The organism is Streptomyces aurantiogriseus (assembly GCF_014649375.1).
GTDB lineage: Bacteria > Actinomycetota > Actinomycetes > Streptomycetales > Streptomycetaceae > Streptomyces > Streptomyces aurantiogriseus.
Genome location: NZ_BMSX01000027.1, coordinates 38563 through 52084, shown reverse-complemented (window position 1 = coordinate 52084; position 13522 = coordinate 38563). Strand labels below are relative to the sequence as shown.

The following is a 13522-nucleotide window of genomic DNA, read 5'->3' as shown; positions in this document are numbered from 1 at the left end:
ATCCGGCCGTCGTGCGCGGACCGAGCACCGCGGTCGCAGTCGTGCCCGCAACCGCTCTCCGGGGTACCCGGTGGTTCGGATCTGCGTCGCCTGGGCGACGTGGGAGGAGGATGTCATGGCTTCGCGACCACTCGATGAGAAGACGGTGACCACACTGGTGGCCGAAGCCACCGCGGCCCCGTCCATGCACAACGCGCAGCCATGGCGCTTCCACTACCGGACCGACGAGCGTGTTGTGCTGCTGTATGCCGACCCCAGGCGGGCCATGCCCCGGTCCGATCCCGACAACCGGGCACTTCACATCGGCTGCGGGGCAGCGCTGCTCAACCTGCGCGTCGCTGCGGCACACGCGGACCTCGTCCCGGAGACGACTCTGCTGCCCGAGCCCGACGACCCACTGCTGCTTGCCGCCGTCCATCTGGCTGACCCGGTCGGCGGTGTGCGGGACGAGGACCTGGCGCGGCTGCATCCGGCGATCCGGCAGCGGCACACAAGCCGCCATCCCTTCGCCGAGAAGGACATTCCCGAGGACGTGCGCGCCGCCTTGCAGGACGCCGCAGTGCAGGAGGGAGCCGCCCTGCTCTTCCCCGGCCCCTGGCATGCCGAGACCGTGCTCGACCTGGTCCACGACGCCGAGAGCCGCGACCTCATGGACCCCGGTGCCAATGAGGACCTGGTTCGCTGGACCCGGCTCGGACCGGAGGCGGACACCGCCGTCGACGGCGTGCCCGAGTACGCTTTTGGGCCGCGGAAACGCAACGGCAAGGCGCCTGTGCGGGACTTCGCTGGACGGCGTCCGGTGGCCGACCGTGGCACCACCGCCTTCGAGTACACCCCGCACCTGGCCCTGCTGAGCACCCGCGGCGAGGGCCCTGCCGAGTGGCTGCGCGCCGGGCAGGCACTGGAACGCGTCCTGCTGGAGGCCACTCTGGCCGACCTGGCGACCTCACTGACCTCTCACGCCCTGGAAGAGCCCGAGCTGCGCCTGCTGGCCCGTGACCCGGCATCGGGCACCGGGCAGGTGCAGATGGTGCTGCGTCTCGGCTACGGCCCGCGAGGCCCTGCAACGCCTCGCCGCCCCGTACGGGACGTTCTCGAGATCACCTGACTGCGTCACGGGCCGGTAGGCGAGGGGCGCGACGGGCACGGAACTCCCAGTGGGGTGTTTGCCTCTGCGGACGCTGGTGACACGTTCGAAAACGAGGCCGACATTCCGATGCAGCTGGGCCGGCAGAGGCGTCCGGACTGGTGCCACGCGGCGACCGGGCCGACGATCGGGCCCGCAGGGTGTCCGGCCGGTTCTGAGCCGACAGGGCCACTGTGAAGGCTGATGCGCCAAGCTGTGCGACAGTCGCGGCCCGGCCACTGTCGTGAGCTCGGTCCTCCTTGCCCACCTCCGCTGCCGAGGAGATCCATGCTTTCACCCGAGTCGGCCACGGTCGTCCGGACCACCCTGCCCGCCGTTTGTGGAGCTCTGGCCGAGATCACAGCGCGGTTCTACGACACCGTGTTCGCCGAGTAGCCCGAACAGGGGTCGGCTGGGCCCGACTGGCTGCCGAAGCGCCGCAGGGCACAATGCCGTTCATGACAGACGAAGCGGGCGATGGCATGGGTGCTCCTCAACTGGGCGACGCTGTGGCGCTGTTGGCGGACTTCCTGGGCGCCGAGCCGTTGACCGCGGCCATCGCCTCACTGGAGCGGGACCTGACGGGCAGACCCGCCAGGGAGGTCGGTGACATGGCCGCCGCCCGGGGTATCGGTCCTGAACTGATGATGGCGGCCCTGACCGTGCGCGAGAGCCTCGGCCGGCTGAACGACCTCATCCACGCGGCCGGGATCGTGCTGGCACTGCCCCATGTCCTGGAGGACGGGGAGGAGATCGCCGTACGTCCTTCGCTTGCCGCCGGCAACGACCCGCACCGGCCGTTCGACCTGGAGACGGACCGGCGCGTGGCGGAGTTCAAACTCGCGCGGTGGCGCGGCGCGGACGCCATGCGCAAGCGGCAGACGTTCAAGGACCTGGTCATGCTTGCCGCCGACCGCACGGGCCGTCGCGCTGAGCTGTTCGTCGTGGGGCCCGAGCCCGGCCGGTTCCTGCGTACGTCCAGGGCGACGGCGGCCTGGGCGCTGGACCGCACCCCGCACGCGCGCCGCGTGTTCGAGGAGTCCTTCGGCTCCCTGGACGTCTCCGTCGCGCAGTTCACCGAGCGCCACGCCGGCCACGTTCAGGTCACCGACCTGTGCGACGTGCTGCCACCCATGGTGGCAGCGGCGCTGGTGCGCTGATCAGGGCAGCACGCACGGCCGGACGTCGGTCATGCCGCGGAAGGCACCCCGGATCCGGACGACTCCGGGACGGGCAGCATGGTCAGCAGCATGACGCTGGGCTCGGTGGCGCGCACGGTGTGCGGCAGCCGCGCGGGCAGGTGGATCCAACTCCCGGGCGTCGCTTCCGTCTTCTCCTCGCCCAGGACGAGGTCGAGACGGCCTTTGACGACCTGGATGACCACGGGAAGGGCCGAGGTGTGCTCGGTCAGCTCCTGGCCGGCGGCGAACGCGAAGCCGACCACGCGCAGGCGGTCGTCGCGGTACAGGACGCGGCTGAGGGTGCCGTCATCGGGAACGGTCAGTTCGGCGGCCAGGTCGGTGATCACGGTGGCGGTCATGAGGGGTTCCTCCTCAGGGCTGGGGCGGGGTGGGGACGGCGAGCAGACTGATCGCGCCCAGATGGGTGCTGTGGCGTTGGAATACGCGGCGCATGTGCAGCACACGGCGCAGGGCAGCTGGGTTGCGCAGTGCCCGTCCGGCGATGCGCAGCGCGGGGACCAGCCCCTCGTCGGCGACGAGCCGGCGTGGTTCGAGCAGTGCCATCGGTGCCGTCTTGTGGGCGGTGACGGTGAAGCCCTCGTCGGCGAGGAGTTCACTCCAGCCGGTGGGGGTCAGGGGGCGGGCGCCGACGTGGATGGCGTCTTGCAGGTCCGCGGTGATGCGCTCGGCGAGGGCCGGGTCGAGGTCGTCGGGCAGCAGGCACAGTTCGTGGATGGCGTACCGGCCGGTGGAGTCGTCGAGGAGGCGGCGTGCTTCCCGTACGATGCGCCGCTTGGCGGGTTCGGGCTGCATGGTCAGCATCGCCTCGCCGTACACGACGGTGGCGTCGCCGTCCGGCAACCGGGTGTCCGCGGCGTCCGACCGTACGGCGCGCACCTGGGTCGGGCCCGGGGCGGTGAGGGCGCTGAGTGCGGCTACGGCGGTGGCGTCGCGGTCGACTGCGGTGTAGGCGGCCGGGCGGCGGGCGAGGGTCAGCCGGGCGGTGGCTCCGAGTCCGGCGGCCAGCTCCACGACCCGGTCTTCCGGGTCCACGCCCAGGGCGTCCAGCATCCACCGGGTCAGCTCCACACCGCCGGGGCGCAGTACGCGCTTGCCCAGGCGGGCCAGCAGCCAGTGGCCGGGCATGCGGGCGGCGTCCAGTCCCTCGCCCGGAATGGGGATGTTCTTCTGCAGGGCCGGATGGTCCGTCGATGCCATATTCGTGCCTCACTCTCTGCCTGCATCGGTGTTACTTAGGGGAACCTAACTCGAAGGGGTGGCTGGGTGCGGGGGCCGAACGTCCCGATTGAGGGGTCCAGTGGGCCCGTCACAGCACTCGGCTTGCGCACGGCCGGAGGCGCCTCCGGAGGACCAGCGGGATCACCCCGCATAAGCGGCGAGAGTGTGGGCTCCCGCGATCCGCGCGGTTCATGGTCTTTCCAGCTGCGCGCTGCTCCTACTCGTCGTAGAACAGGTCCGTGCTGAGGTAACGCTCCCCGGTGTCGGGCAGGACGACGACGATCAGGGCGCCCTTGTGCTGTGGGTAGTGGGCGAGGGCGGTGGCTGCGTGGAGGGCGGCTCCGCCGGAGATTCCGGTGAGGATGCCCTCGGTGCGGGCCAGGCGGCGGGCCTCGGTGCGGGCCTGGGGTGCGGAGACGCGCTGCACGGTGTCGTAGACCTCGGTGTCGAGGACGTCGGGGACGAAGCCGGCGCCGAGGCCCTGGATGCGGTGCGGGCCGGGGGAGCCGCCGGACAGGACGGCCGACTCCGCCGGTTCCACGGCCACCACGGTGATGTCGGGGTTCTTCTCCTTGAGGACCTGGCCGACGCCCGTGACGGTGCCGCCGGTGCCGACGCCGGCCACCAGGATGTCGACCTGGCCCGTGGTGTCGTGCCAGATCTCCTGGGCGGTGGTGCGGCGGTGGGCGTCGGGGTTGGCCGGGTTGCGGAACTGCTGCGGCATGAACCAGCCGTGGCGCTCGGCGAGTTCGGTGGCGTGGGCGACGGCGCCGGTCATGCCCTCGGCGGCTGGGGTCAGGATCAGTTCGGCTCCGTAGGCGCGCAGCAGGGCGCGCCGCTCGGTGCTCATGCTCTCGGGCATGGTGAAGGTGACCGGGTAGCCCTTGGCGGCGGCCACCATGGCCAGGCCGATGCCGGTGTTGCCGCTGGTCGGTTCGACGATGCCTTGCCCGGGCCGGAGCGCGCCGGTGGCCTCGGCGTCCTCGATCATCGCCAGGGCGATGCGGTCCTTGACGCTGCCGCCGGGGTTGGCGGACTCCAGCTTGGCCACCAGGCGCACGGGCAGGTCCGCGCCGTAGCGGCGCAGCGCCACCAGGGGGGTGCGGCCTATCAGCGCCGTGATCGACGGCATGAACGAGGGGCCTGTCGCCGTCATGGTCGTCCTTCTTTCTCGTCCGAGGGGGTGAGGACCCCGGCGTGGAGTGTCGTTGCTGTGTCAGGAAGATGGGTGACGGAGGCGGCATGTGCGGTCCGGACGCAGGAGTGGGCGGGGACGTCGCGCAGAACCAGGGCGTGCGCGCCGACGATCGCGTCGTGGCCGACGTGCACGGGGCCGAGGACGGTGGCGCCGACGCCGAGGACCACCCGGTCGCCGATGGTGGGATGCCGCTTGGCGGCCTTCGCGTCGGTCCACCAGCCGGTGCCGCCCAGGGTGACGCGGTGATACAGCATCACGTCGTCGCCCAGGACTGCGGTCTCGCCGATGACGACGCCCATGCCGTGGTCGATGAAGCAGCGACGGCCGATGACCGCACCCGGGTGGATCTCGATGCCGGTCAGCGCGCGGGCGAGTTGGGACAGCAGACGGGGCAGCAGTGGCACGCCGAGCTGGTACAGCTTGTGGGCGAGCCGGTGGGCCCAGATCGCCCACAGGCCGGGGTACAGCAGGACTTCGACCACGTGGACACCGTGCAGGGCCGGGTCCTTGCGGCAGGCCGTTCGGAGATCTTCGAGGATCATGCGCGTCTTTCTGTGGGCCGGGCGCGGCATGTAGCCGGTGGGCGTGGTGTCGGGTGGCACGCCGTGCTCGACGGGACGTGCCGGCTGCGGGGCGGAGGGGTGTTGGGCTGGGGTCGACGACGGTTGGTCACCGCCGTGACGGCTGCACAGGCGCCTGCCAGCGGTCCGTGCAGCCCGCCGCGGGCCGGTGCAGCCTCACGTCGAAGAGGCAGGGGAGGGGAAGTCCTCCGCACGTGCGGCACAGGACAGGTGCCGGAACCCGGAGTTATGACATCGCGCCGCTCCCTGCCGTGTGACGAGTCGACGTGCCCCCTCGTCGTGGGCTTCCGAAGCCACCGCGGTCGTGCCGTTGTCCATGTCTGGGAACGCTACGGCCCGCTCTCGATGTGGCGCCCGGTCCGAAGCGCCTGGTGTGGATGGGCCGGACGGTCACGATCGTCGCTCGTGGTGCGGGACCTACGGCCCGCGGAAAAGGGGCCGTTCGGCCCGAGCACCCCCTTCCCGGGTCAAGCGATGCTGTCTCCCGGAACCGAACGGGAGGAGCCACGGACCGCCGCCTCCAACTGCTGGCTGCGCGTTCTCCTTTCCAGAGGCCGCAGTTGGAAGCGGTGTTCCTCCCCGCTCGGTCATCGTCCGGCCGCCTGCCATACCCGTCCCGGGCGGCCGGACGCGCCCCCCGGGACGCTGGGCGATGGTGCGGCTACGCCCGCCTGCGGCAACTCGGCCCGTGACCGCTGCGACGGGGCGCTGTGCGTCGCGGCACGGGCGCCGCCCACAAGCTTCGCTTCGGGCTGGTCGCCTGCTGCAACAGCCTTCTGCTGCCCCACCTCGCGCCGCCGAGACCGTTCTGTATCCCGTCGCGTACCTCAACCTGACGTGCGCCCGCCCGTCTGAGAGTCGGCTCGCTGCTGTGGGCCACGTGGTCCGGGTTGATGGGGCCAAGGGGCCCATGCCTGAGGGCCACAAGCCCCAGGTCTCCCGCACACAGGTAAGGCTAACTTCACCTTGTTGGTGATCTTTTGCTGGGCGGATCTGCCCGGCGCGATGTGGTGGAGACGCACATGAGTGGCACTGATGGGGTGTTCGAGGAAGCAGGCGGCCGGGGGACCACCGTCATCGATGCCGTACCGCTCTCTCTGGCGGATCTGGCACCCGGTGCCCGAGCCGTCGTGCTCTGCGTCGTCGCTGACGGGGAGCTCACTGTCGCCCGCCGATTGCACGACCTCCGCTTCACCCCTGGAGCGGTCGTGGAGGTGGTACGCCGGGCGCCACTGCGTGAGCCGGTCCTCTACCGGGTCAGGGACTACGAGGTGTGCCTGCGCCGCGCGCAGGCGGAGTGCGTGCACGTGACCGAGGCGGAGCGGTGAGCGCGAGCTGCCACGACGAGGGCGGCGCGGACGCGACCCTCACCGAGGCGCCGCGGATCGCCCTGGTCGGCGCCCCCAACTCGGGCAAGACCAGCGTCTTCAACGGCCTTACGGGCCTGCATGCCAAGACCGGCAACTACCCCGGGGTGACCGTGTCCCGCTACGTCGGGACCGCCCGGACCGGCCGGCACCGGCACTTGGTCGAGGACCTGCCGGGCACCTATGGCCTGGAGCCGATCAGCCCGGACGAGCAGATCACGGTCGACGTGCTGGACGGACGACTCGAGGGCGCCGACCGGCCGGACGCGCTGCTGGTCGTGGCGGACGCCACCACGCTGCGGCGCTCCCTCGGGTTCGTCGCCCAGGTCCTGGCCCGCGGGCTGCCGGCCTGTGTCGTGGTGACCTTCACCGACGAACTGGCCCGCCGTCAGGGCCGCCTGGATATCGACGCGTTGAGGCAGGCGCTCGGCGTGCTGGTGCTGCCCGTGGTCGGCCACCGTGGGGTGGGCATCGGGCAGTTGCGCGAGCAGCTCACCACGTGGCGCGCTTGGCCTGCTCCGGCTGTGCCACCGCCCACCGAGCCGGGAGAGCGGGACGCCTGGGCGGAGTCGGTCCTCGCCTTCGCCGGCTACCGGCCCCCGGAGCGCCATCGGGTCACCCAGCGCATCGATGCGGTGCTGCTGCATCCGCTGTGGGGAACAGCGGTCTTCTTCGCGGTGATGATGCTGTTCTTCCAGACCGTCTTCACCCTGGCCGCCCCGTTGCAGGACGGGTTGGAGTCGCTGTTCACATGGCTGTCGGGCCAGGTCGACGCCCACGTCAGCAGTCCGTGGCTGTCCGGGCTGCTGGGCGATGCCCTCATCGGCGGTGTCGGCGGCGTGCTGGTGTTCGTCCCGCAGATCGTGCTGCTGTTCCTGCTCCTGGCTCTGCTGGAGGGCGTGGGATACATGGCGCGAGCGGCCTTCCTGATGGACCGGGTGATGGCCCGCTTCGGTCTGGAGGGCCGGGCCTTCGTGGCGCTGCTGTCGTCGTTCGCCTGCGCGATCCCCGGCATCATGGCCACCCGCACCCTGCCCTCGGCCCGGGACCGCCTGGCCACGATGATGGCCGCCCCGCTGATGACCTGCTCGGCGCGGCTGCCGGTCTACGTGCTGCTCATCGGCCTGCTGATCGACCCCTCCGTCACGGTCGGCCCGTTCGGCGCGCAGGGCCTGGTCATGTTCGGCCTGTACCTGCTGGGCGCGGTCTCGGCGATGCTGGCCGCCTGGGTGTTCAAGACGATCGGGGACCGCCGCGGGCAGGCGATGCCGTTCTTCATGGAGCTGCCGCCCTACCGGCTGCCCGCCCCGCGTGCGGTGCTGGTGGCGATGTGGTCCTCCGCGCGCGCCTTCCTGCACAAGTGCTCGACCGTCATCATCGCCACCAGCGTCGTGCTGTGGCTGCTGCTGAACCTGCCCCTGCACACGGACGCGCAGCTGCGCGCGGCCGGCGTTGACACCACCGACTCCGTCGCCGTGTCCGCCTACACCGTCGACCACAGCTACGCCGCCGACCTGGGCCGACTGGTCGCCCCCGTCTTCGACCCGCTGGGCTTCGACTGGCGCATCAACGTCGGCGTACTGTCCGCCCAGGCCGCCCGCGAGACCTTCGTCGCCACCCTCGGACAGGTCGCATCCGCCGAGGACCCCGAACAGCCGGCGCGGGCGCTGGGGGCCATGACCTACTCTGACGGGCCGCGCGCCGGCGAGCCGGTGTTCACGGCGCCCACCATCGCCGCGCTGCTGATCTACTTCGTGTACGCGCTGCAGTGCATGGCCACGGTGGCGGTCCTGCGCCGCGAGACCGGCACTTGGAGATGGCCGACGATCGCCTTCACCTACCTGACGGTCCTGGCCTGGCTGATGGCCTATCTGGCTCGAACGGCCACCGTCCTGCTGGGCGGGTGAGCAGACCTGATGATCCCCATACACCCCCAACAAGTCCCCGGCCGACCCGATCGGCTGCGCTGGATCGTCCCCGCTGGAACCCTCACCACCATCGGCCCACTCGCCGAGGTGCCCGCACCTCTGGCTGCCCTGCTGGCCGACGGCACCCTCGCCCGGATCACGTTGGAATTCACGGCCGTCGTCACCTGTCTCGGCGCGGACCGCACCTGGCGAGAGGAGGGCGCCCGGGTCCGCACCGCGCTGCATGCCGCCCTCGACGACCATGCGGGATGGATCCCGGCCGCCGGTCCGGACCACCGGCATGACGACAGGCTGCTGTACGGCGCGGCACGAGAGGTCCTCGCCGGACAGGTGGGTGACTTCGCCCGATCCCATGGCGGCACGATCGACCTCGTCGGCGTACGCGACGGCGTCGTCACCGTCCGCCTCGGCGGCGCTTGCCGCGGCTGCCCTGCCTCCTGGTTCACGCTGCATCAGCGTCTGGAGCGCCAACTGCGCCGACGCCAGCCCGGTCTGCTGGGAGTCCGGAACATCGCCTCACTGGTGAAACCGGCCGACCAATGAGCGTCCCGGACCGTCCCGGACCCCAGCGATTGATACGGCAGCCACGGGGCGTCCCCCTGACTACGCCGACGTGGCCACTGGGCTGTGCTTCGGCCGATGGGAACGCCGCACCGAACTCCACGACGCATTCGTATCCCTGGCCTGCAACCTCATCTGCTGGCGGCGCCTCAGCAAGCCCGCGTCATGACCGTGTTGCGAGCACTAAAGGAGCATCAAATTCGGCGGAGCCGAGCGCGGAGTGGTCAGACGCAGCCAACTCTCGTACGCGGTGGGGCCGTTGTTCAGGGCGAGTTGCTCGGCTGACGCGAAGGTTCGACAGCTGAACAAGCGCGAGCCCCCTCTTGGACAGGCCCAACACTCAGGCGTTAAGCGCCCAGTTGGGCCCCAACTCGGGATGCAGCGAGGTCCTCGCCACTCAACGTGGCGAAGAACACGCTGTGTTACTGGCTAGTCTACTTACACGTCTTGAGGATCGTGTGCCAAAGTGCGCAAGTGTTGGCCTATGCGACGCATGGTGTAGATGTTCGCTTTTACATAAAGCGGCAGGCGTGAATTTACGGGGACGTGTTGGTGAGTCAGAGCGAGAGCCAGAGTCAGGAACAGCCGGAAGCCGGCATGTACTTGTCCAAGCTAGGGATAAAGAACTTCCGGTCTTGCTACGACGTAGCGGTCGAGTTCCGGCCGGGTATCACCCTCCTCGTCGGTGAGAACAACTCCGGCAAGTCCAACGTCATCGAATCATTGCGGCTGGCCACCACGCCCCTGAACCGCCGTAGCACAAGGTGGTTCGACGAGTCCGATCTGTCGCGGGGCCGGGAAGCGCAGGAGGCTGAGTTCCAAGCCGCCTACGACGGGCTGACGGCGATACAGCGGGCTCACTACATCGCCTCGCTCGACGTTGACACGCACCAAGCGATCTACACCACGACCTACAAGAAGGACCCGGCCCGGCAGCAGATGCGGCCCAGTGTGACGGCCGGGCCCGTCGGTGGCCCAGACGCCGAGCAGGAGAAGCGCGAGCAGATAGGACACGTCTACCTGGCTCCGTTGCGCGACGCCCAGCGGGAGCTCGACTCGTCCGACGGTAGCCGGCTGTTGCGGATCATCCGGTATCTCACCAGCGAAGAGGAACAGGAAGAGTTCCGTGCGAGCGCCAACGACTCGCTGACGAAACTCAAAGACCACAACGTCCTGACCTCAACGACCAGTGAGATACAGGTCCATCTCGGCGAGCTCACCGACTCAGTGCGGGGCCAGACCGTCGAGGTCACGTTTGCCGAGTACGAGCTGCACCGGCTCGCGCGGAGCCTCCGCGTAAAGATGGCCGAAGCCGGGATCGAACCAGCCGATCTCGCTGAGTCGGGTCTGGGCTACGCCAATCTGCTGTTCATCGCGACCGTCATCCTGGAGTTGCGCAAGGCGCAGGTTGCCGAGCTGACGCTGTTCCTCGTCGAGGAGCCCGAGGCTCATCTTCACCCGCAGCTCCAGGCAGTGCTCCTGGACTACTTGCGGGAGCAGGCTGAAGCCTCTCCGCGGGACGACACGAAGGGGCCGGCGGGGCGCATACAGGTCATCGCGACCACACACTCGCCGAATCTGGCCAGCAGTGTGGGCATCGAGAACGTTGTGGCCCTGCGCACGCGCGTGGACAAAGAGACGGTCCAGGACGAAGAGGGGCACGACAGAGAAGTCCTTCGCCGGAAGACCCAGTCGCTGCCGCTGGCCAAGCTCGCCCTCACTGACGACGAGCGGCGGAAGATCAACCAGTACCTGGATGCCACCCGCGCGGGCTTGCTCTTCGCTCGCCGCGTCATCCTCGTCGAAGGCATCGCGGAGGCGGTCCTCCTCCCGGTCATCGCCCGGCACTGCGTCTTCAAGGGTGCGGAACAGGCGAAGCAACGCCGTGACTTCCACGGCGTCACGATCATCAATGTCGGCAGCGTCGACTTCGCTCCGTACATCACCTTGCTGCTCTCGACGGTCAACGGCTGCCGGCTGATCGATCAGCTGACGGTCGTGACCGACCGCGACCCGGATCCCGAGCTGCCCAAGAAGCCGAAGACGAAGGATGGCCAGCAGGCCGAACGGCAACCTGAGAGTGACTCTGAAGCACAAACTGCTGAACAGGGCGATGAGGCGGAGGACCGCGCTGCCAATCGAACCAAGGTGAGCAACCGGAAAGAACTACTCACTGCCCATGCCTCAGCCATGGGTGCTGCTGACCACCTGATCGTCGCCGAGGCTCCCCACACACTCGAAGCTGACCTGCTTGCCGCAAAGGTAAACGAACCAGTACTCAAGGCAGCCTATTTGAAGCAACACCGCAAGTCGGAGCACCACTGGGAAGATATCCTGGGGCATAACAAGGGTCCGGCTTTTGGCTTCTACCAGAAGCTTTGCAAGTACGACAAATTCATCAGCAAGGGCGAGTTCGCACACGACGTGGCCCTCGCGATCCAGAGCGGTGCGGCCTTCGAGGCGCCTCAGTACCTGGCAAACGCCATCCGCGGCGTCTTGGAGGACACGACGGGCGGTGAAGGTTGAGCACCGTGATCTTGACCGAGGACCAGCAAGCGCTCGTTGACGCGGAGGAGAGCCTGTTCGCTGTCGCCTGTCCCGGAGCAGGTAAGACCCGCGCCATGGTCGCCAGGTTCCTGAAGCGGACTGCCAAGGAAAATCGCCGAGGCGTCGCTCTCATCTCGTTCACCAACACGGCCGTGGACGAAGTGCGGCAACGGTGTGGGGACCAGACTGAAGCTTTGGAGGCGCCACATTTCGTAGGCACGTTTGACGCCTTCATTCACCGCTTCATCGTGACTCCGCTGTACGTCAAGGCGTACCAGCAGAAGCCAAACTATGTGCAGTCTTGGCGGGACGTGCCCAGCACGAGCTTCCGCCTTCGCGACATGGGGAGAACCAAAGACCTGGAATTCAGCTGGTTCGACTTTGACCCAGATGGTCGGGCTCACCTCAATCTGAGCCGAGTGCCGCGAGATTTCGGCGATGCGGATGCTCACACGATGCTTGCGGAGCGTAAGCAAGAGGCGGAGGCCAATGCGGCCTATATCTTTGGACGCCTCCTGCGAGCAGGTACGGTCAGTTGTGCAGCCGCACGCGTGCTGGCTGAATTCTGGATCGGCAGCGCCGAGGGTCGGGCCATCCTCGCTCCGCTGTTGCGGTCACGCTTCGCTGAGGTGATTGTCGACGAGGCGCAGGACTGCGGTCGCGAGGAGCTGCGCATCCTGGAGTTTCTCCGCGACTGCGGAGTGCACGTTGTGATGGTCGGCGACATCGACCAGTCGATCTACGAGTTCCGCAGCGCCACACCTGCCGCCGTTCAGGAGTTCGCCACCAGCCTGCCCGGCCCGCTGGAGCTGAGAGATAACTGGCGCAGCTCGCCAGCCATTTGTGCGTTCAACAGTGCGTTGAGGTCCGGGCAGTTCGTCGAGACAGCTCGGGGCGACAACTCCATCGTCCAAACTCCGGTGCACTTGATCGAGTTCTCGTCTCTCGACCAGATCGTGCCCGCTGCTCTGGACGTTGCTGAACAGTACAAGCTGACCGCAGACGATTTGATGCTCCTGTCGCACGCCGAGGTCCACGGTATGAAGGCGGCCGGCGTGGTGAGCCCCGAAAGCGTGGGAAGCAGCCGAGTCCTCGCCATCGCCAGCGCCGGGCTGAAGCTCAGGTCGCGGGAGACCGATCCGAAGACTCGTCGGAAAGCAGTGGATCAGGTACAGCGTGCTGTTCTGGCAGCCATCACAGTGAACCAGAGGACGGAGCACCACAGCTTCGATGCGTTGTGCGAGCAAGCAGGGGTCGAGCAGCGCTGGCTGGAGGCGTTTGCGGTCCGGATGGCGATCAGTCTCGATGCCGAGGGCCAGGCCAAACAGAAGTTCGCCGCCGAGGTTCGCGACTTCATGAAGACCGCGGACTGGGGCGACGTGGCACCTCCCAGTTCCAGCGACCTCGGCAAGCTGTTCAAGGCTCCGTCGGATGGGGCTTGGACAAGCGTCGCCAGCTTCGGCAACAGCCCAATGATCCGCTTCTCCACCGTGCACGGTGTCAAAGGCATGGAGTTCCCCGGCGTGGTGCTCGTCCTGCCGGAGAAGCTACGCGTAGATCGCATCACGGAGCGAACAGTCCTCGACGACTGGGAAGGCGGTCATGACACCGAGGCCCGGCGCGTCCTCTACGTGGCTGGCTCTCGGGCCCAGGAACTGCTGATGTGCGCGGTCCACCGCAGGCATGTCGCCCGAGTGGGGGCACTGCTCGACGCCAAGGGCGTCCCGTATGTCAGAACCTAGTACTGCAACGGTGCTTGTCGTGACTGCTGGCCAGGTCGGTCGTTGGTGTGGT

Annotated in this window: 11 protein-coding genes; 7 read left to right on the top strand and 4 right to left on the bottom strand. The window is 68.5% G+C overall.

Translation table 11 applies throughout. The features are described 5' to 3' along the window. Positions 1-115: 115 nt before the first annotated feature. Both IE263_RS39975 and IE263_RS39970 read left to right on the top strand, forming a co-directional pair. Positions 116-1108, top strand: a complete 993-nt coding sequence (locus IE263_RS39975; protein WP_189943084.1) for an Acg family FMN-binding oxidoreductase — start codon at positions 116-118, stop codon at positions 1106-1108. A gap of 476 nt (positions 1109-1584) precedes the next feature. Next, the gene (locus IE263_RS39970) at positions 1585-2286 is read left to right on the top strand and encodes a PE-PGRS family protein (protein ID WP_189943014.1); all 702 of its coding nucleotides are present in this window, start codon (positions 1585-1587) and stop codon (positions 2284-2286) included. Between the two features lie 29 nt (positions 2287-2315). On the opposite strand, the gene IE263_RS39965 is transcribed toward IE263_RS39970, so the two are convergent. The 4 genes from IE263_RS39965 to epsC all read right to left on the bottom strand — a co-directional run bounded on the left by IE263_RS39965 (position 2316) and on the right by epsC (position 5286). Continuing rightward, positions 2316-2666, bottom strand: coding sequence for a cupin domain-containing protein (locus IE263_RS39965; RefSeq protein WP_189943013.1), 351 nt, complete (start codon positions 2664-2666; stop codon positions 2316-2318). A gap of 13 nt (positions 2667-2679) precedes the next feature. Next, positions 2680-3525, bottom strand: a complete 846-nt coding sequence (locus tag IE263_RS39960) for a class I SAM-dependent methyltransferase (protein ID WP_189943012.1) — start codon at positions 3523-3525, stop codon at positions 2680-2682. A 238-nt stretch (positions 3526-3763) separates the two neighbouring features. Continuing rightward, the gene (gene cysK / locus IE263_RS39955) at positions 3764-4702 is read right to left on the bottom strand and encodes a cysteine synthase A (protein ID WP_229911417.1); all 939 of its coding nucleotides are present in this window, start codon (positions 4700-4702) and stop codon (positions 3764-3766) included. Then, on the bottom strand, positions 4699-5286 hold the full coding sequence (gene epsC / locus IE263_RS39950) for a serine O-acetyltransferase EpsC (protein ID WP_189943011.1): 588 nt from the start codon (positions 5284-5286) through the stop codon (positions 4699-4701). Before epsC ends, cysK begins: the two co-directional genes overlap by 4 nt. A gap of 1061 nt (positions 5287-6347) precedes the next feature. Here epsC and IE263_RS39945 point away from each other — a divergent pair. The 5 genes from IE263_RS39945 (at position 6348) to IE263_RS39925 (ending at position 13470) form a co-directional block, all read left to right on the top strand. Continuing rightward, positions 6348-6653 carry a FeoA family protein gene (locus IE263_RS39945; protein WP_189943010.1) on the top strand — a complete coding sequence of 102 codons (306 nt, stop codon included), beginning with the start codon at positions 6348-6350 and terminating at the stop codon, positions 6651-6653. Then, positions 6650-8599: a ferrous iron transporter B gene (feoB, locus tag IE263_RS39940; RefSeq protein WP_189943009.1), complete on the top strand. Its 1950-nt coding sequence runs from the start codon at positions 6650-6652 to the stop codon at positions 8597-8599. The genes IE263_RS39945 and feoB overlap by 4 nt, the downstream gene beginning before the upstream one ends. 9 nt (positions 8600-8608) lie before the next feature. After that, entirely contained in the window at positions 8609-9163 is a 555-nt protein-coding gene (locus tag IE263_RS39935; protein WP_189943008.1) for a NifU family protein, read from the top strand. A gap of 570 nt (positions 9164-9733) precedes the next feature. Then, entirely contained in the window at positions 9734-11707 is a 1974-nt protein-coding gene (locus tag IE263_RS39930; protein ID WP_229911416.1) for an ATP-dependent nuclease, read from the top strand. Positions 11708-11712: 5 nt separating this feature from the next. After that, entirely contained in the window at positions 11713-13470 is a 1758-nt protein-coding gene (locus tag IE263_RS39925) for a UvrD-helicase domain-containing protein (protein WP_189943007.1), read from the top strand. Positions 13471-13522: the final 52 nt, after the last annotated feature.

Bases quoted from the DNA above. Each gene is read 5' to 3' on its own strand.
- IE263_RS39975 (WP_189943084.1), top strand. From the start codon at position 116: ATGGCTTCGCGACCACTCGATGAGAAGACGGTGACCACACTGGTGGCC.
- IE263_RS39970 (WP_189943014.1), top strand. From the start codon at position 1,585: ATGACAGACGAAGCGGGCGATGGCATGGGTGCTCCTCAACTGGGCGAC.
- IE263_RS39965 (WP_189943013.1), bottom strand. From the start codon at position 2,666: ATGACCGCCACCGTGATCACCGACCTGGCCGCCGAACTGACCGTTCCC.
- IE263_RS39945 (WP_189943010.1), top strand. From the start codon at position 6,348: ATGAGTGGCACTGATGGGGTGTTCGAGGAAGCAGGCGGCCGGGGGACC.
- IE263_RS39960 (WP_189943012.1), bottom strand. From the start codon at position 3,525: ATGGCATCGACGGACCATCCGGCCCTGCAGAAGAACATCCCCATTCCG.
- IE263_RS39935 (WP_189943008.1), top strand. From the start codon at position 8,609: ATGATCCCCATACACCCCCAACAAGTCCCCGGCCGACCCGATCGGCTG.
- cysK (WP_229911417.1), bottom strand. From the start codon at position 4,702: ATGACGGCGACAGGCCCCTCGTTCATGCCGTCGATCACGGCGCTGATA.
- epsC (WP_189943011.1), bottom strand. From the start codon at position 5,286: ATGATCCTCGAAGATCTCCGAACGGCCTGCCGCAAGGACCCGGCCCTG.